The organism is Streptomyces sp. 4N124, assembly GCF_052245395.1.
GTDB lineage: Bacteria > Actinomycetota > Actinomycetes > Streptomycetales > Streptomycetaceae > Streptomyces.
Genome location: NZ_JBQQBS010000004.1, coordinates 35,391 through 52,765, shown reverse-complemented (window position 1 = coordinate 52,765; position 17,375 = coordinate 35,391). Strand labels below are relative to the sequence as shown.

The window sequence follows — 17,375 nt, the reverse complement described above, 5'->3', positions numbered from 1 at the left end:
CAAGCAGAAGCCCTCACCCCGGCAGCCGCTGCGTCACCCGCCACAGCCGGCGCGGCAGTTCGCCCTCCTCGAAGGCGTACACGTCGACGCCTTCCCAGCCCTCGGCCAGTTCCTCCACCAGCGTGCGGTCGAAGAAGTGCACCGCGAAGCCGCCGTGCTCGAAGATGTCGTCGCCGTGGGAGACGCCGACGCCGTAGTGGGCGTCGCCGATGTGGCGGACGGAGTAGACGAAGGCGCCGCCGGGGCGCAGCACGCGGCGTACCTCGCTGACGAGGGCGTGGATCTCCTCGGTGGACAGGGCCATGCACAGCAGCATGTGGGCGAACACCCCGTCCTCGGACGCGTCGGGCAGCGGAAGCGCCTCGCGTACGTCGTGGACCGTCGTCGTCACCGACAGACCGGATCCGGCCGCCCGGGCGCGGAGTTGCTCCAGGCCCTCGGCGCTGAAATCGGTGGCGTGCACGGCGAAGCCCTCGCCGGCGAAGTACAGGGCGTCGCGTCCGTGCCCCGCGCCCAGCTCCAGCACCTCGTGTGCGCCCGCCCGCCGGAAGACCTCGGCTGCGTACACGGCGGGGGCGGACGGCTCGTCGCCGTACATGCCCGGGTGGCCGGCGTACGTGCGCTGCCAGTGCAGCCGTTGCCCCCGAGCCAGTGCCTCGTCCTGCTCCCGCTCGCCCATCGGTACTCCTCCGTTTCGCGAAGCCCCGACGGGGCCGAGGGCAGCCTAAGGTCCACGCGCCGGGTTGCCGGGGAACCCGGCGGCCCGATCTCCAGCCTCTGCGCTCTTCCCTTCGACCGCACTCCATACGGCACACTCGGCGCATGGAGACAGCCGAGTTCGTACAGATCCTCGACCGGGAGGGCCAGGCGCTGGCCTCGGCCGCCGAGGAGGCCGGCACCGGTGTCAAGGTGCCGACGTGCCCGGACTGGCAGGTGCGGGACCTGCTGCGGCACACGGGGATGGTGCACCGCTGGGCGGCGGGGTTCGTGAACGAGGGGTACCCCTCCTATCACCCTGACGACGGCCTGCCCGACCTCGACGGCGCCGAGCTCGTGACCTGGTTCCGGGACGGGCACCGGCATCTCGTCAGCACCCTCTCCAACGCGGCTCCCGACGTGAAGTGCTGGCATTTCCTGCCCGCGCCGTCGCCGCTGGCGTTCTGGGCGCGCAGGCAGGCGCACGAGACCACGGTGCACCGTTTCGACGCCGAGGCGGCCCGCGGCGGTACGCCGTCGGAGATCGCGCCCGCCTTCGCGGTGGACGGCATCGACGAACTGTTGCTCGCCTTCCACGCCCGCCCCAAGAGCAGGGTGCGCACCGATGAGTCCCGGGTGCTGCGGGTGCGGGCGACGGACGCGGACGGCGCGGTGTGGACCGTACGACTGTCTCCGGAGCCGCCCGCGGCCACCCGCGACGATGCCTCGGAGGCGATCGCCGCCGACTGCGAGATCAGTGGTCCGGCGGCCCGGCTCTATCTGTCGCTCTGGAACCGGCTGCCGTTCCCCGCCGTCACCGGCGACGCCTCGCTCGCCGCGCTGTGGCGGGAGAAGTCCGCCGTCACATGGAGCTGAGCCGCGTCACGTGGCGCTGTGCCCGGCGAGCATGCGCGTCAGCACCTCGCGCTGCACCGGCAGCACCTCGCCGTGCAGTGAGCGCCCCTTCGGGGTGAGGGCCACCTTGACGCCCCGCCGGTCCTCCGGGCACATGCCGCGCTCGACGAGACCGTCCTTCTCGAGCCGGGCGACCAGCCGGGACAGTGCGCTCTGGGTGAGGTGGACCCGCTCGGAGATCTCCTGGACGCGGTAGGAACAGGTGCCGTCCACCGCGCGCGCCTCGGCCAGGACGTCGAGTACCTCGAAGTCGCTTGCGCACAGGCCGTGTTGATGGAGAGCGCGGTCGAGTTCGCACTGTGTGCGCGCATGGAGTGCGAGCATGTCACGCCACTGTTCCACGAGCACCTGTTCGGGCTTCTTCGCCGCCATAGCGCGGCACCGTAGCAGAGAAGCGGCTTTGTTGCATCAGAATTAAATGCGCTTGCATTCGATGCATGCGCATGTAGTGTCGTCGCCATGACCTCTCCGCTCACCACCCCCACGTCCGACGGACGCTGGACGCCCCGGCTGTGGGGCACCCTGCTGGTGCTCTGCGCCGCGATGTTCCTGGACGCGCTGGACGTGTCGATGGTCGGCGTCGCCCTGCCGTCCATAGGCGCCGATCTCGGTCTGTCCACCTCGACGCTGCAGTGGATCGTCAGCGGCTACATCCTGGGATACGGCGGCCTGCTGCTGCTCGGCGGACGGACCGCCGACCTGCTGGGCCGGCGCCAGGTCTTCCTGGTCGCCCTGGGTGTCTTCGCGCTCGCCTCGCTGCTCGGCGGGCTCGTCGACTCGGGCCCGCTGCTGATCGCCAGCCGCTTCATCAAGGGCCTGAGCGCGGCGTTCACGGCGCCCGCCGGCCTGTCGATCATCACCACGACCTTCCCCGAGGGCCCGCTGCGCAACCGGGCCCTGTCCATCTACACCACCTGCGCGGCCACCGGTTTCTCCATGGGCCTGGTGCTGTCCGGTCTGCTCACCGAGGCCAGCTGGCGCCTGACCATGCTGCTGCCCGCGCCCATCGCCCTGATCGCCCTGATCGCGGGCCTGAAGCTGCTGCCGCGCAGCGCCCGCGAGAAGGACCACAACGGTTACGACATTCCCGGCGCCATCCTCGGCACCGCGTCGATGCTGCTGCTCGTCTTCACCGTCGTCCAGGCACCGGAGGTCGGCTGGGCGTCGGCCCGCACGCTGCTGTCCTTCCTCGCCGTCGCCGTGCTCCTCACCGTGTTCGTCCTGGTCGAGCGGCGCTCGCCGGGCCCGCTCGTCCGGCTCGGCGTGCTGCGCTCCGGCATCCAGATCCGCGCCCAACTCGGCGCGATGCTCTTCTTCGGGTCGTACGTCAGCTTCCAGTTCCTGGTCACCCTGTACATGCAGTCGCTGCTCGGCTGGTCCGCGCTGCACACCGCGCTCGCCTTCCTGCCCGCGGGCGCGCTGGTGGCACTGTCCGCGACGAAGATGGGCTCGATCGTCGACCGGTTCGGCACCCAGCGGCTCCTCCCGGCGGGCTTCGGGCTGATGGTCATCGGGTACGCCCTGTTCCTCCAGGTCGACCTCGACCCCGTGTACGCCGCCGTGATCCTGCCGTCGATGCTGCTCATCGGCGCGGCCTGCGCCCTGGTCTTCCCGTCGCTCAACATCCAGGCCACCAACGGTGTCGACGACCACGAGCAGGGCATGGTCTCCGGTCTGCTCAACACCTCGGTCCAGGTGGGCGGCGCGATCTTCCTGGCCATCGTGACGGCGGTGGTCACCGCGGGCGCTCCCGAGGACGCCACCCCGCAGGCCGTCCTCGACAGCTACCGGCCCGGCCTGGTCGTCGTGACGGGTATCGCCGTCGCCGGGTTGCTGATCACGCTCACCGGGCTGCGGCCCGCCCGTCGTCCGCGGCAGTCCGTCGTGGTCGCCAAGTCCACCCCGCAGGAGGCGGAGCGCGTGTCCGTACGCGACTAGGCGCTCCGCTGGCTGTGCGGCGATGGGCCGTCGGTCGTCTGCGGCGCCATTGTGGCTAGTCGCGCAGTTCCCCGCGCCCCTTTGGGGCGCGGCCTGCCCCTGCGTGCGTCCGGCGGAGCCTGCTTGCTCCGCCGGGCGCACGCCTGTGACACTGCACGGATGAGCGAAAACGGGCCGTCGCCGGTCCGGCGCTGCTCTTCGAACTGCCCGGCACCATGGAGACGTTGCACTACGCACCGGACTCGTGCTCGCGCCGGTGCTCTTCGCCGCCCGCGTCGTCAGCGTGCTGCTCCGCTTCCGGCAGCCGCCTCAGCCCAGCCAGCCCGGCCGCACCAGCCCCGACTCGTAGGCCAGCACGACGAGTTGGGCCCGGTCCCGGGCGCCCAGCTTCACCATCGTGCGGCTGACGTGGGTCTTCGCGGTGAGCGGGCTGACGACCAGACGGCGGGCGATCTCGTCGTTGGACAGGCCGATGCCGACCAGCGCCATCACCTCCCGTTCCCGCTCGGTGAGTTCGCCGAGGGCGTCGGCGGCCGCGGGCTCCTTCGAGCGGGCGGCGAACTCGGCGATCAGGCGGCGCGTCACGCCCGGCGAGAGCAGCGCGTCGCCCCCGACCACCGCCCGCACGGCGCGCAGCAGTTCCTCCGGCTCGGTGTCCTTGACCAGGAAGCCGGAGGCACCGGAACGGATCGCCTCGAAGACGTACTCGTCGAGCTCGAAGGTGGTGAGCATGACGACCTTGACGTCCTTCAGCTCGGCCTCGTCGGTGATACGGCGGGTCGCGGCCAGCCCGTCGAGCTTGGGCATGCGGATGTCCATGAGGACGACATCGGGACGCAGTTCGCGCACCATGCGCAACGCCTCCTCACCGTCGGCGGCCTCCCCCGCGACCTCGATGTCCGGCTGGGCGTCGAGCAGCGCCTTGAAGCCTGCGCGGACCAGCGACTGGTCGTCGGCGAGCAGTACGCGGATCACCCGTCGTCCTCCTTGGCATTGAGCGGCAGTACCGCCAGCACGCGGAATCCGCCGTCGTCGCGCGGTCCCGCCTCGATCGTGCCACCGAGGGCCGCGGCCCGCTCCCGCATTCCGGCCAGTCCGTTGCCGCTGCCGCCCGCGTCGGCGCCGGTCGCGGGCCCGTCGTCGTCGATCCGCAGCCGTAGCGCCCCGACCTCCTGATCGAGGTGTACGCGCGCGTGCCGCGAGCCCGAGTGCCGTACGACATTGGTGAGGGCCTCCTGGACGATACGGAACGCCGCGAGGTCCGCGCCGGGCGGCAGCGGCGGGGACTCGCCCTCGACCTCGACGGAGAGGCCCGCGCTCGCCGCCTGCTCCACCAGTTCGGGCAGCCGGTCGAGGCCGGGTGCCGGCGCGCGCGGCGCGTCACCCGGTGTGCGCAGCGTGTCGAGGACCTGGCGGACCTCGCCGAGCGCCTCCTTGCTGGCGGCCTTGATGGTGCTGAGCGCGGTGCGCGCCTGCTCGGGGTCGGAGTCGAGGAGCGCGAGACCGACGCCCGCCTGGACGTTGATGACCGAGATGCTGTGCGCGAGGACGTCGTGCAGCTCGCGCGCGATCCGCAGCCGCTCCTCGTCGGCACGCCGTTTCGCCGCCTGGGCGCGCTCGTCCCGCTCCCGGGCCCACTGCTCCCGCCGGACCCTGACCAGCTCGGCCAGCGCCACGATGGCGACCACCCAGGCCGCGACGACCCCCTCCGTCCCCCAGGGCTGAGGCCCGTCCCCGGACGGCGGCAGCCAGCGGTACAGCCAGTGCGCGATCAGCACATGCCCGACCCAGAGCATCCCCACAGCCGCCCAGGCGGCCCGCCGGTGCCCCGTGACGATGGCGCTGAAGCAGGCCAGGGCCACGGCGAGGAAGATCGGCCCGTACGGGTACCCGGCGCCGAAGTAGACCATCGCGGCCGTCGCCGTGCCGAAGACCACGACGACCGGATACCGCTGCCGCCACAGCAGTTGGACGCAGGCCACGACCAGCAGCACCCGCGCGAAGGGGTCCAGCGCCGCGCGTTCACCGGCCTGCGCCTCAGCCGCGAAGCCCGAGCCGACGAGCACGAACACGGTGAGCGCCGCGGTGGAACGCCAGGGCCACCGGGCGCCCCGCTCCTCGTCGTCCCAGCGGTGCGCCCACGGCGGCCCGTACCGCCACCACGGCGGCGGGCCTCCACCGCGTACCCGAAGCCTGTCCATGTCCGCAACGCTAGACGCCACGGACCGCCTGCGACGTCAGCCGGACGGGGTGATCACACGTACTCCCCGCGAAGTACGTCCTCCTCCCCCTTCTCCTCCCGCACCCGCAGCCGGCGCAGCCGCCTCGGCGCCCACCAGTTCGCCCGCCCCGCCAGCCGCATCGTCACCGGCAGCAGCAGGACCCTGATGAGGGTGGCGTCGACGAGGATCGTCAGGGCGGTCCCGATGCCGAGTTCCTTGAGGAAGACGACGCCTCCGGTGGCGTACGACAGGAACGACAGCGCCAGGATCCCCGCAGCGGCGGTGATCAGCGGAGCGCTGCGCCGGATGCCCTCGCCGACCGCCCGCTCGGTGTCGCCGGTGCGCTCGTGCTCCTCCTTGATGCGTGCGAGCAGGAACACCTCGTAGTCCATGGACAGTCCGTACGCCACGCAGAACATCAGCACCGGGATGCTCGGCTCGATCGAGCCCGTCGGGGTGAAGCCGAGGAGCCCGGACAGATGCCCGTCCTGGAAGACCCACACCAGACAGCCGAACATCACCGACAGGCTGAGAAGGTTCAGCACGGTCGCCTTCGCGGGCAGCAGCACGCTCCCGGTCATCAGGAAGAGGATCACGTACGTCGCCACCAGCACGATCCCGATCGCGAGCGGGAGCCGGTCGAGGAGGGTGGAGCGGAAGTCGGTCATCTCGCCGGGGTAGCCGCCGACCAGGGCGGGAGCGGGGGCCGGGGTGTCTCTGACGCGTTCGACGAAGGCGGGGACGTCGCCGTACATCGCCTGCTGGGTGGGTACGACGGCCACGCGCACGCTTCCGTCGGGTGCCCTCAGCCGGTCCTGGCCGGGGGGTGCGGTGCGCGCCCCGTCGCGGTAGGCCCCCGCGGGTGCGTCGACCTGGAACACGCCCGGGAGACGGGAGAGTTCGGCGGCGTACGCGCGCGTGTCGGCCGGTTCGCCGAGGACGACCTGGACGGTGTCCGTGGGTTCGGCGGCGAACTCGCGGTGGACGATCTCGGAGGTGGTGCGCGAGGACGTGCCCTCGGGGAGCGTGCGCTCGTCGGGCAGGCCGAAGCGCAGGCCGAGCAGGGGCGATGCGGCGACGAGCAGGATCGTGAGGACGCCGGCGCCGGCGAGGAGCGGGCGGCGCATGGCGGCGAGGGCCGTGCGGTGCCAGAAACCGGAGGCGGGTGCGGTGGGACGCTCCACGCGGTGACCCCAGCGTCCGAGCGCGGCGGGCAGGAGGAGCACCGCTCCGGCGACCGCGAAGAGCACGACGAGGACACCGGCGTACGCGAACGACCGCAGGAAGAAGAACGGGAACACCAGCAGCGCACACAGCGACACCGCGACCGTGACACCGCTGAACACGACGGTCCGCCCGGCCATGACGGTCGCCCTGACCACCGCCGCCTGCTGATCCCGGCCCGCCGCGCGTTCCTCGCGGTAGCGGTTGATCACGAACAGGCTGTAGTCCACGCCGAGTCCGAGGCCGAGTACGAGCGCCAGGTTCGCGGCGAACGTCGACACCTCGGTGAAGCGGGCGAGCAGACGCAGTCCGGCGAGAGTGCCGAGGACGGCGAACAGGCCGACTCCGACGGTCAGCAGGGCGGCCGTGGTGCGCCGGTAGACGAGGATCAGCAGAAGGAGCACGGCGGGCAGCGCGAAGGCCTCCGCACGCAGGAAGTCGGTGCGGGCCTGCGCACTGACCTGCCGGGAGATCTCCTCCTGGCCGCCGGCGCTGACGTCGAGTACGGGTGTGGTGCGGGTCAACTGGGGTGACAATGCGCCGAGTTCCTTACGGATCTCGGTGGGCGTGCCTTCGAGGTGGGCCAGGATCAGGGCACGGCGTCCGTCCTCGCCGCGCAGGGCGGGGCTGCGGGCCTCCCAGTAGGCGGTGACGTCCGTGACGAGCGGCAACTGCTCGACCTCGGCGGTCAGTTCACGGGCCGCCCGTTCGGTGCGCGGGCTGTCCACATCGCCGTCGCGGGCAGTGACGAGCAGGGCGAGATTGGGGTTGCCGGTGCCGAAGTCGTCGCGCAGCCGGTCTCCCGCGCGCACGGACTCGGTCCCGGGGGCGCTCCATCCCGAGAGGTCGAGGTCGTCCTGGGCGCCCGCGCCGTACGCACCGAGGCCGAGGAGGACGAGAACCGCGCCGATCAGCACGGCACGGCTGTACCGCACGGCGAGTCGGCCGAGCCGAGTGAGCATGAAGTCGCCTTTCCATGGAGGCTGGTGTGCTCCCACACCGTCGGCCGGGTCGCTGGAAGGCCCGCTGGAAGATCCGCTGGAAGATCCGCTGGAAGACGGGGTGCGCGTTAGGCTCGACGCATGGGGACAACGGGGACTGCGCGCGGCCCGCACACGGCGACGACGGCGGCTTCACCCGCCCTGCGCTGCGAACTGCTCGGCCCGCTGCGCGCGTTACGCGACGGCGTGGAGATCCCGCTCGGCCCACCGAAGCAACACGCGGTGCTCGCCGTCCTGTTGCTCCAGGAAGGGCGCCCCCTGTCGTACGACGGTCTGGTCGAGGCCGTGTGGGGCGGCGCGCCGCCGGTGCATGTGCGCAACCTCGTGCAGAAGTACGTCTCCGGGCTGCGCCGCGCGCTCGGGGACGGGCCGGAGCTGTCGTGGACCGGCACCGGATACCTGCTCACCGGAGCCGAGGCCGACGACCTGCGCGAACGGCGCCGCCTGGTGGACCAGGCCCTGGCGGCACGCGACGCGGGCGACCTGCGGCAGGCCGGTGAACTAGCCCGGCATGCCGAGGAGTTGTGGCGCGGCGACTTCGCCGAGGGCCTGCAGGCGCCCTACCTTGCGGCGGAGCGACTGCGCTGGGCCGAGAAACGGCTCACCGTCCTGGAAGCCCGGCTCGCCGGAGCGATCGAACTCGGCCAGTCCTTCGAGTACGTCCACGAACTCGTCCGGCTCGTGGCGGCGCACCCACTGCGCGAGCGCCTCGTCGAGCTGCTGATGCTGGCCCTGTGCCGCACCGGCCGCCCGACGGACGCGCTCACCGCATACGAGGCCGCGCGGCAACGGCTCGCCGAGGCGATGGGCGCGGATCCGGGGCCCGCGCTGCGATCGCTGCACGAGCGGATCCTGCGGCAGGACCCGAAGTTGCTGCCGGCGGTTGCGGTGCCGTAGGGCTTGCAGCGGACGGTTCGGCAGCGCCCCGACAGGGGCGCGGGGAACTGCGCGACCAGCCACAACGCACCCGCAGACGACCGGCGACCTCTCACCGCACTTCCCGCGGAGCGCTCCGCGGATACACCAGGCCCACCCCATGGGCGAGTTGAGCCACCGCATGCCGGAAGAACGTCTCGCGGTCCTCCACGACCCGGTTGAACTGACCGAACAGCTCGAACCCGACCAGCCCGTACAGCTGCGCCCAGGCCGCGACGAGTGCGTTGACCGTCTAGGGCGGCAGGTCGGGCGCGAAGTCGGCCGCCATCCGTTCGGCCTCGGGACGCAGTTCGGCGGGCAGCGGCGGCTTGGCGAGGCCGAGGCCCTGGTAGGCGTCGCGGAGGATGCCGATGAAGACGAGGGCGACCCGGGATGCGGCGGGGACGGTGTCGTCGGGCGCGGTGTAGCCGGGGACCGGCGAACCGTAGATCAGCGCGTACTCGTGCGGATGCCCCAGCGCCCACGCGCGTACCGCCTCGCACACCGTGACCCACCGCTGTGCGGGCCCGGCGTCCGCGGCCTTCTCGTGCGCCGCCTCCGCGCTCTGGCCCATGGAGTTGTAGGCGTCGATGATGAGGGCGGTGAGCAGGTCGTCGCGGCTCGGGAAGTAGCGGTAGAGCGCGGAGGAGGCCATGCCGAGTTCGCGGGCCACGGCGCGCAGCGAGAGCTTGGCGGCACCCTCGGCCGCGAGCTGTCTGCGCGCCTCGTGCTTGATGGCGGCGGTGACCTCGATCCTGGCTCGGGCGCGGGCTCCTTGTGCGGTCCTCATGCGAAGGAGTGTTCCATGTTTTCGGAGCAGTGCACACAAACAAGAGCGGGCAACGCAGAAAAGAGCAGTACACGCAAAAGAGAGCAGTGCTCTTGCTTTGGATCACCAATCTCGGGCAGACTGCGAGAGCAGCGAGAGCAGTGCTCACAAACACGATCGGCGCTCACCCAAACGAGCGCCGCTCTCCCACCAAATCCCTGGGGGCCCAGATGTCCACGTCCACCCACATCCAGAAGCCCGGCTGGTTCACCGTCAACGTCTTCAACCGCGCCGTGGCCTGGATGACGCGCCGCGGGCTCAGCGTCTGGGGCTCCCGGGTCCTCGCCGTCCGTGGCCGCAAGAGCGGCGAGTGGCGCACGACACCGGTCAACCTCCTCACCGTGGACGGCACGCAGTACCTCGTCGCACCCCGCGGCCACGTCCAGTGGACGCACAACATGCGGGCCGCGGGCGGCGGTGAACTGCGGCTCGGGAAGAACGTGGAGACGTTCACCGCGACCGAGGTCGCCGACGACGACAAGCCCCCGCTGCTGCGCGCCTACCTCAAGCGCTGGAAGGCCGAGGTCGGTGTGTTCTTCAAGGGCGTCGGCCCGGACTCGTCCAACGAAGAACTGCGGCGCATCGCCCCCGACCACCCGGTGTTCCGCGTCACGGTCAAGAGCTGACCTCGCCGGCCTCGCCGCCGACGGGCCGGCGGTCCAGCGTGGTCAGGGCGCGCTGGGCCATCGGATGCGAGCGGACGATCTCGCCCAGCGAGGTCGCCCCGCGCGTGATGTCCGTGAACGCCTTCCAGGCGGGCCGGAAGCCGGTCAGCGCCGCGTGGAAGAGACCGGGGCGCCGCTCGAACACGGTCAGCAGCCGCTTGCCGACCGCCATCTCGACGCCCAGCCCCGCCTTGATGGCGAAGGCGTAGTTCAGAGCCTGACGCCGGGTGTCCACCGCGTCGTTCGCCTCGGCGATCCGCACCGCCCACTCGCCCGCGAGCCGCCCCGACCGCAGCGCGAACGAGATGCCCTCGCGCGTCCACGGCTCCAGCAGCCCCGCCGCGTCCCCGCACACCAGCACCCGCCCGCGCGACAGCGGCGAGTCATCGGCGCGGCAGCGCGTCAAGTGGCCGGAGGAGACGCTGGGTTCGAACCCGGCGAGCCCGAGCCGCCCGACGAAGTCCTCCAGGTACCGCTTCGTCGCCGCGCCCTCGCCCCGCGCGGAGATGACCCCGACGGTCAGCGTGTCCCCCTTGGGGAACACCCACCCGTAACTGCCGGGCAGGGGCCCCCAGTCGATGAGCACCCGCCCCTTCCAGTCCTCGGCGACGGTCTCCGGCACCGGGATCTCCGCCTCCAGCCCCAGATCGACCTGGCCGAGCTTCACGCCGACGTGCGCCCCTATGCGGCTGGCGCTGCCGTCGGCCCCCACCACCGCCCGCGTGAGCAGCGTCTCGCCGCCTTGCAGGACGACGGCGACCGTGCGCCGGTCCGGCACCGCCGACCCGTGCTGCTCGACCCGCGCCACGGTGACGCCCGTACGCAGCTCGGCGCCCGCCTTCTGCGCGTGCTCGACGAGCTGCTGGTCGAACTCGGAGCGGTTGATCAGGCCGAACAGCATCTGCTTGGAGCGGCGTGTACGCGTGAAACGCCCGTTGTTGGAGAACGTGACCGCGTGCACCCGGTCCCGCAGCGGCAGCTCGAAGCCGGGCGGCAGGGAGTCGCGCGACGGGCCGATGATCCCGCCGCCGCATGTCTTGTAGCGCGGCAGTTCGGCCTTCTCCAGCAACAGGACGCGGCGCCCCGCGACCGCCGCCGCGTACGCGGCCGAGGCCCCCGCGGGTCCCGCACCCACCACGACGACGTCCCACACCTGCCGCACGTCGTCCGCCGAAGAGTTCTCGCTGCTCACGATGGTCTACTGCTCCCGATCAAGCCGCTGCCGCACCTGTCTCCCGCATCCTACGGCGGCCGTCGCCCGAGGCCGCTGTGGGAGGATCACAGCACTTACTCGTCACAACGTCGCACCCACAAGGAGCGTGCCCATGTCGTCGAATCCGGTCGCCGAGACCGTCGCCGCGCTGATGCCCAGGGCGCGGGCGGAGCTCACCGAACTGGTGGCGTTCAAATCGGTGGCGGACTTCGACCAGTTCCCGAAGAGCGAGAGCGAAGGCGCCGCGAACTGGGTCGCCGACGCGCTGCGCGCCGAGGGCTTCCAGGACGTGGCCCTGCTCGACACCCCGGACGGCACGCAGTCCGTCTACGGCTACCTGCTCGGCCCCGAGGGCGCCAAGACGGTCCTGCTCTACGCCCACTACGACGTGCAGCCGCCGCTCGACGAGGCCGCCTGGACCACGCCGCCCTTCGAACTGACCGAGCGTGACGGCCGCTGGTACGGGCGCGGTGCCGCCGACTGCAAGGGCGGCGTGATCATGCACCTGCTCGCGCTGCGCGCGCTCAAGGCGAACGGCGGCATACCCGTCCACGTCAAGGTGATCGCCGAGGGTTCGGAGGAGATGGGTACGGGCGGCCTGGAGCGGTACGCCGAGGAGCACCCGGAGCTCCTGGAGGCCGACACCGTCGTCATCGGCGACGCGGGCAACTTCCGCGTCGGCCTGCCGACGGTCACCTCCACCCTGCGCGGCATGACCCTCGTCCGCGTCCGCATCGACACGCTCGAAGGCAACCTGCACTCCGGCCAGTTCGGCGGTGCCGCGCCCGACGCGCTGGGCGCGCTGATCCGCGTACTGGACTCGCTTCGCGCGGAAGACGGTTCGACGACGGTCGACGGGCTCACCGACGAGACGTCGTGGGACGGGCTGCAGTACGACGAGGGGCAGTTCCGCACGGACGCCAAGGTTCTGGACGGCGTAGGGCTGATCGGCTCCGGCACGGTCGCCGACCGCCTTTGGGCACGCCCGGCCGTCACCGTCCTCGGCATCGACTGCCCGCCGGTCGTCGGCGCCACCCCGTCCGTGCAGGCGAGCGCACGCGCGCTGATCAGCCTGCGGGTGCCGCCGGGCGTGGACGCGGCCGAGGCAACCAAGCTGCTCCAGGCCCACCTGGAGGCCCACACTCCGTGGGGCGCCCGGGTGCACTCCGAGCAGGTCGGCGGGGGCCAGGCCTTCCGCGCCGACACGAGCAGCCCGGCGTACCAGGCGATGGCGGACGCGATGGCGGTGGCCTACCCGGGCCAGGACATGCAGTACGCCGGCCAGGGCGGTTCCATCCCCCTGTGCAACACCCTCGCCGCCCTCTACCCGAACGCCGAGATCCTGCTCATCGGCCTCAGCGAGCCGGAGGCCCAGATCCACGCGGTGAACGAGAGCGTGTCCCCGCAGGAGCTGGAGCGACTGTCGGTGGCGGAGGCACTGTTCCTGCGCAATTACGCGGGCAGCTGAGCCACTCCACGGTGTATCCCGCCTCCCACCTCGCGCCTCGCCGCCACGGCGAGGCGCGACCTCCCTCGTGACAACGCGGGGTCACGGTGTCGGAATCCCGGCCTCCAGATACAGCGCCGCTCCGCGTTCCCGGGCCCGCAACGCCCACCGGAGCCGCTCGTAGCGGACGGGCGGGAGCAGGTCGGCGGCCTCCGCTTCGGTGACGAAGCGCCAGTCGCGCAGTTCGGGGCCTGGCAGCAGGAGCCGCTGGGCCTCGGTGGAGTCGAGCCGACCGCCGTCGTAGAGGAGGCGCAGGCCGCCGAAGCCGGGCGGGGCGGGGGGTTCCCAGTCCACGACGAGGAGGCGGGGTACCTCGTCGAGCCGTATCCCGGTCTCCTCGGCGACCTCACGCATGCCCGCGCGCGCGGGCGCCTCACCGGGTTCGACGACACCGCCGGGGAATTCCCAACCTGCCTTGTAGGTGGGGTCGACGAGCAGTACCCGGTCGTGTTCGTCGAAGAGGAGGACGCCGGCGGCGGTCGTCTCGGCGGTGGGTTCCGGCGTTTGTACAATGTCACATACCGGAACGCTCCCCCTGCTGACCGCGTCGGCGATACGGACCGCGGTCTCATACGGAGTGAGGGCACCGGTGTCGACGGGGTGAGCGTCGGCGGTGAGCCAGGACGCGAGGGCGGCGCGGTACGGCTCTATGTGGTCGTACGACCACTGCCGTATGCGCATCTCACCGTCGGACAGTTCGGGCGGGACCTCCCGCCCGGCTATTCGTTCGCGCAGGATCGTTTCCGCCGGGGCGAGGAGCACATGCCGGACACTGATCCGGCGTGCGGCGAGTCCGCCGAAGATCTCGTCGCGGTAGTCCTGGCGCAGCAGGGTCATCGGGACCACCAGCGTGCCGCCGAGTTCGGCGAGCATCGCGGCCGCCGTGTCGATCAGCAGCCGCCGCCAGATCGGCAGATCCTGGTAGTCACCGACCTCGGCGAGGTGCTTGGGCGGGAGCAGGTGAGTGAGTGCTCCGCCGATGACCTCGGGGTCGAAGAGCGTGCAGTTCGGGATCAGGTCGATCAGTTCCCGTGCGGTGGTGGTCTTCCCCGCACCGAACGCACCGTTGATCCAAACGATCACGGTTCCCCCTCTTCTGTTGGCCCCCTGTGGCTTGCCCGCTCCACCCTGCCACCAAAACCAGCTCCCGTTGAGGGCGCGCAAACGCAGGACGCCGGTGGCCCCGGCAGCGGGGACACCGGCGTCGCGCTCCGGCCGTCGGCCTCGTCAGCCGATCTTGCCCTTGCCCTTCTGCCCGTGCGGGGTGTCGTCCAGCGCCATACGGAACTCCCTGGCGAGGAACGGGTCGACGGTGCCCATGGTCTCGTCGACGTCGACAACGGCCGGACTGTGGACCACCGCCGGGGTGCCGCCGAGAACAGCCGGACCGTGCAGTACGGCCGGACCGTGGAGAACGGCCGAGTCGCCGGGACCAGCCGGACGGTCGGGAGCAGCCGGACCGCTGGGCGCGGCGGGGTCGTCGCCGTGGGCATGGGACGGCGACACAGCCGCGACGACGAAACCGGTGGCAAGGGAGGCGATGGCGAGCATGCTGCGCTTCTTCATGCCCCGCTCAACTGCGCGGACCGGGCCGGGGTCACGCACCCCTTCCCGAGGGAACCGGAACGGATGGCATCCATGCCCAACTGGCATGCTCTGCTGTGGCGGCCACGACAAGGAGGGCGGATGAACGAGCAGGACCGGCACATCCACGTCGACGCGAAGGTGACGCGCAACAGTGCCGCCACGCGCAACATCCTGGCGTCCACGTTCGCTCTCGCCGGCGATCTCCCCAGCACCGTCACCGCCGGTTGCGGCCTGCGTGTGCCGTACGCGATGACCTCCGCGCGCCCCGAGAGCGTCACCTGCCTGCCCTGCCGTGAACACGCCGCTCGTGAACACCTGCGCCTCGCCGAGGACATCGAGCGCCTGGGCGCCATGGCGGGCTCCACGATTTCGGGAGATCAGGTGGCCGATGCCGCGGCCTCGCTGCGCGACCTCGCACGCCGCTTCTCGAGTATGTGAGAACAGACCCGCACCATCGAACGCGCATCTTCCAACAGAGTCCGACACGTTCTACCGTGAACGCACTGATGACGCGTGCATGCCGTCATCCCACCTTTCGCTGGTTCGGAGGAACGTAACGATGCGTCACCTTCACACCCGCACAACCCGCAGAAGAGTGGTCGGAGCACTCACGGCAGGACTCCTGTGCACGGCGGGTCTCGCCGCACCCGTCCACGCCGCCGAGAACGCCCCAAGCGCGGCCCCCGCCCTGGCCGACGGCCTCGCCCCCACCCCACCGATGGGCTTCAACAACTGGAACTCCACGCACTGCCGCGCCGAGTTCAACGAAGCCATGGTCAAGGGGATCGCGGACATCTTCGTCGAGAAGGGGCTCAAGGACGCCGGATACGAGTACGTCAACCTCGACGACTGCTGGGCCCTGCCGGAGCGCGACGCGAACGGCAAGCTCGTACCGGACCCGGTCCGCTTCCCGAACGGCATCAAGGCCGTCGCGGACTATGTGCACTCCAAGGGGCTGAAGTTCGGCATCTACACGAGCGCAGGCACCAAGACCTGCAGCAACATCGGCTTCCCGGGCGCGCTGGGCCACGAGTACAGCGACGCCCAGCAGTTCGCGGACTGGGGCGTCGACTACCTGAAGTACGACAACTGCAACAACCAGGGCGTGGACGCGAAACTGCGCTACACGACCATGCGCGACGCCCTCAAGGCCACCGGGCGGCCCATCGTCTACAGCATCTGCGAATGGGGCCAGAACAAGCCCTGGGAGTGGGCGTCAGACGTCGGACATCTGTGGCGTACGACCGGCGACATCAGCGACACCTGGGGGTCGATGCTGTCGATCCTGAAGCAGAACCTGCCGCTCGCGCAGTACGCCGGTCCCGGGCACTGGAACGACCCCGACATGCTGGAAGTCGGCAACGGCGGCATGACGGACACCGAGTACCGCTCGCACTTCTCGCTCTGGTCGATCATGGCCTCACCCCTGCTGATCGGCTCCGACCTGCGCGAGGCCTCCGACGCGACCTTCGAGATCCTCGGCAACAAGGAGGTCATCGCGGTCGACCAGGACCCGCTGGGCAAGCAGGGCGCGGTCGTGTCGTCGGAGGGCGGACGCTGGGTCGTCGCCAAGGAGATGCGGGACGGCAGCCGCGCCGTTGCGCTCTTCAACGAGACCGGCAGCGCCCAGCGCGTCTCCACGACCGCGGCGGCCGTCGGCCTGCCCGAGGCCGACGCCTACACCCTGCGCGACCTGTGGCAGCACAAGAGCTACAACACCGCGGGCACCATCTCGGCCACCGTCCCGGCGCACGGCACGGTGCTCGTCCGGGTCGCGCCGGACCCGCGCTGGGGCAAGTACCCGCCCGCCGTCGAACTCGGCCTGGAGGGCAGCCCGTTGGTCGAGGCGGGTGAGCAGGCCGCACTGACGTCCACCGTCACTGACCTGGGACGCACGTCGGCCAAGCGCGTCTCCGTCGCGCTGACCGGTCCCGAGGGCTGGACCGTCAGGGCCACGTCACCGACGACCACCGCCTCCCTGCCGACCGGCCGTTCGCTGCGCACCAAGTGGTCCGTCACCGCCCCGTCAGGGACGCCCTCCGGGTCGTACGACCTGACGCTCAAGGCGAGTTACCGCTCCCCGGCCGGTGTCCGCGTCGACAGCGCGGTGCCGATCGCCGTGTCCGTGGTGGTGCCGCCGCCCTCGGGGACGTCCGGACTGGGTGACCTTCCGTGGTTGTCGGCCGCCAACGGATGGGGGCCGGTCGAGCGCAACACCAGCAACGGGGAGAGCGACGCGGGCGACGGCAACCCGATCACCATCGGCGGGGTCGCGTACGCGAAGGGGCTCGGTGTGCACGCCGAGAGCGCCGTCGAGTACTACGCCGGCGGCGCGTGCGAGACGGTGACCGCGGACGTCGGTGTCGACGACGAGAAGGGGGCGAACGGGACGGTCGCCTTCGAGATCTGGGCGGACGGCACCAAGGCCGCCTCGACCGGCGTCCTCACCAACGCGATGCCCGCCCAGCCGCTCACCGCGGATGTGACGGGCGCCCAGCTGATCCGCCTCGTCGTCACCGACGGCGGCGACGGTATCGACTCCGACCACGCGGACTGGGCGGACGCACAGCTGAGCTGCTGAGCCCGGCGGCGGGTACGCACCCGTGCCGTCCGCCTGCGAGACACCTCGGCGGCCGAGCCCCTTCCCCGGGCCCGGCCGCCGA

Annotated in this window: 15 protein-coding genes and 2 pseudogenes; 8 read left to right on the top strand and 9 right to left on the bottom strand. The window is 71.3% G+C overall.

Going from position 1 to position 17,375, the window contains the following annotated elements; translation table 11 throughout:
* Positions 1–13: 13 nt before the first annotated feature.
* Complete coding sequence (locus ACTWQO_RS05420) at positions 14–679, bottom strand: class I SAM-dependent methyltransferase (RefSeq protein ID WP_443236052.1); 666 nt, start codon at positions 677–679, stop codon at positions 14–16.
* A gap of 143 nt (positions 680–822) precedes the next feature.
* Here ACTWQO_RS05420 and ACTWQO_RS05415 point away from each other — a divergent pair, with 143 nt between their 5' ends.
* The gene (locus ACTWQO_RS05415) at positions 823–1,572 is read left to right on the top strand and encodes a maleylpyruvate isomerase family mycothiol-dependent enzyme (protein WP_443236051.1); all 750 of its coding nucleotides are present in this window, start codon (positions 823–825) and stop codon (positions 1,570–1,572) included.
* A gap of 6 nt (positions 1,573–1,578) precedes the next feature.
* Here the strand turns inward: ACTWQO_RS05415 and ACTWQO_RS05410 are convergent, their stop codons facing one another.
* Positions 1,579–1,983, bottom strand: a complete 405-nt coding sequence (locus tag ACTWQO_RS05410) for a MarR family winged helix-turn-helix transcriptional regulator (protein ID WP_443236050.1) — start codon at positions 1,981–1,983, stop codon at positions 1,579–1,581.
* Positions 1,984–2,070: 87 nt separating this feature from the next.
* Between ACTWQO_RS05410 and ACTWQO_RS05405 the strand changes: the two genes are divergently transcribed.
* Together ACTWQO_RS05405 and ACTWQO_RS05400 are read left to right on the top strand one after the other, a co-directional pair.
* Positions 2,071–3,549: an MFS transporter gene (locus tag ACTWQO_RS05405; protein WP_443236049.1), complete on the top strand. Its 1,479-nt coding sequence runs from the start codon at positions 2,071–2,073 to the stop codon at positions 3,547–3,549.
* 173 nt (positions 3,550–3,722) lie between these two features.
* Positions 3,723–3,898: pseudogene (locus ACTWQO_RS05400) on the top strand (DUF6332 family protein); the annotation flags it as partial.
* Here ACTWQO_RS05400 and ACTWQO_RS05395 read toward each other — a convergent pair.
* From ACTWQO_RS05395 to ACTWQO_RS05385, 3 genes are read right to left on the bottom strand one after another with little or no spacing between them, the layout of a single operon-like run.
* A complete protein-coding gene (locus tag ACTWQO_RS05395; RefSeq protein WP_210571384.1) occupies positions 3,859–4,524 on the bottom strand; it encodes a response regulator in 666 nt (221 codons plus the stop codon). The pseudogene ACTWQO_RS05400 and the gene ACTWQO_RS05395 sit on opposite strands and share 40 nt — an antisense overlap.
* Positions 4,521–5,750, bottom strand: coding sequence for a sensor histidine kinase (locus ACTWQO_RS05390; protein WP_443236048.1), 1,230 nt, complete (start codon positions 5,748–5,750; stop codon positions 4,521–4,523). Before ACTWQO_RS05390 ends, ACTWQO_RS05395 begins: the two co-directional genes overlap by 4 nt.
* A 53-nt stretch (positions 5,751–5,803) precedes the next feature.
* A complete protein-coding gene (locus tag ACTWQO_RS05385) occupies positions 5,804–7,957 on the bottom strand; it encodes an MMPL family transporter (RefSeq protein WP_443236047.1) in 2,154 nt (717 codons plus the stop codon).
* Between the two features lie 120 nt (positions 7,958–8,077).
* Here ACTWQO_RS05385 and ACTWQO_RS05380 point away from each other — a divergent pair, with 120 nt between their 5' ends.
* Positions 8,078–8,893 (top strand): AfsR/SARP family transcriptional regulator, encoded by an 816-nt coding sequence (locus ACTWQO_RS05380; RefSeq protein WP_443236046.1) that lies wholly within the window; start codon positions 8,078–8,080, stop codon positions 8,891–8,893.
* A 91-nt stretch (positions 8,894–8,984) separates the two neighbouring features.
* Here ACTWQO_RS05380 and ACTWQO_RS05375 read toward each other — a convergent pair.
* Positions 8,985–9,701 (bottom strand): annotated as a pseudogene (locus tag ACTWQO_RS05375) (TetR/AcrR family transcriptional regulator).
* A 209-nt stretch (positions 9,702–9,910) separates the two neighbouring features.
* Here ACTWQO_RS05375 and ACTWQO_RS05370 point away from each other — a divergent pair.
* On the top strand, positions 9,911–10,366 hold the full coding sequence (locus ACTWQO_RS05370; protein ID WP_443236045.1) for a nitroreductase family deazaflavin-dependent oxidoreductase: 456 nt from the start codon (positions 9,911–9,913) through the stop codon (positions 10,364–10,366).
* Here ACTWQO_RS05370 and ACTWQO_RS05365 read toward each other — a convergent pair.
* Complete coding sequence (locus tag ACTWQO_RS05365; protein ID WP_443236044.1) at positions 10,356–11,597, bottom strand: geranylgeranyl reductase family protein; 1,242 nt, start codon at positions 11,595–11,597, stop codon at positions 10,356–10,358. The genes ACTWQO_RS05370 and ACTWQO_RS05365 overlap by 11 nt on opposite strands.
* Before the next feature lie 133 nt (positions 11,598–11,730).
* Here ACTWQO_RS05365 and ACTWQO_RS05360 point away from each other — a divergent pair, with 133 nt between their 5' ends.
* A complete protein-coding gene (locus ACTWQO_RS05360; protein ID WP_443236043.1) occupies positions 11,731–13,086 on the top strand; it encodes a dipeptidase in 1,356 nt (451 codons plus the stop codon).
* A gap of 81 nt (positions 13,087–13,167) precedes the next feature.
* Here ACTWQO_RS05360 and ACTWQO_RS05355 read toward each other — a convergent pair whose 3' ends face one another.
* Together ACTWQO_RS05355 and ACTWQO_RS05350 are read right to left on the bottom strand one after the other, a co-directional pair.
* A complete protein-coding gene (locus tag ACTWQO_RS05355) occupies positions 13,168–14,208 on the bottom strand; it encodes an NUDIX hydrolase (RefSeq protein WP_443236042.1) in 1,041 nt (346 codons plus the stop codon).
* Between the two features lie 144 nt (positions 14,209–14,352).
* On the bottom strand, positions 14,353–14,691 hold the full coding sequence (locus ACTWQO_RS05350; RefSeq protein ID WP_443236241.1) for a hypothetical protein: 339 nt from the start codon (positions 14,689–14,691) through the stop codon (positions 14,353–14,355).
* A gap of 120 nt (positions 14,692–14,811) precedes the next feature.
* On the opposite strand from ACTWQO_RS05350, the gene ACTWQO_RS05345 reads away from it, so the two are divergent.
* Together ACTWQO_RS05345 and ACTWQO_RS05340 are read left to right on the top strand one after the other, a co-directional pair.
* Positions 14,812–15,150, top strand: coding sequence for a hypothetical protein (locus ACTWQO_RS05345; RefSeq protein WP_443236041.1), 339 nt, complete (start codon positions 14,812–14,814; stop codon positions 15,148–15,150).
* Positions 15,151–15,271: 121 nt separating this feature from the next.
* Positions 15,272–17,293 carry an NPCBM/NEW2 domain-containing protein gene (locus tag ACTWQO_RS05340; RefSeq protein ID WP_443236040.1) on the top strand — a complete coding sequence of 674 codons (2,022 nt, stop codon included), beginning with the start codon at positions 15,272–15,274 and terminating at the stop codon, positions 17,291–17,293.
* Positions 17,294–17,375 lie beyond the last annotated feature (82 nt).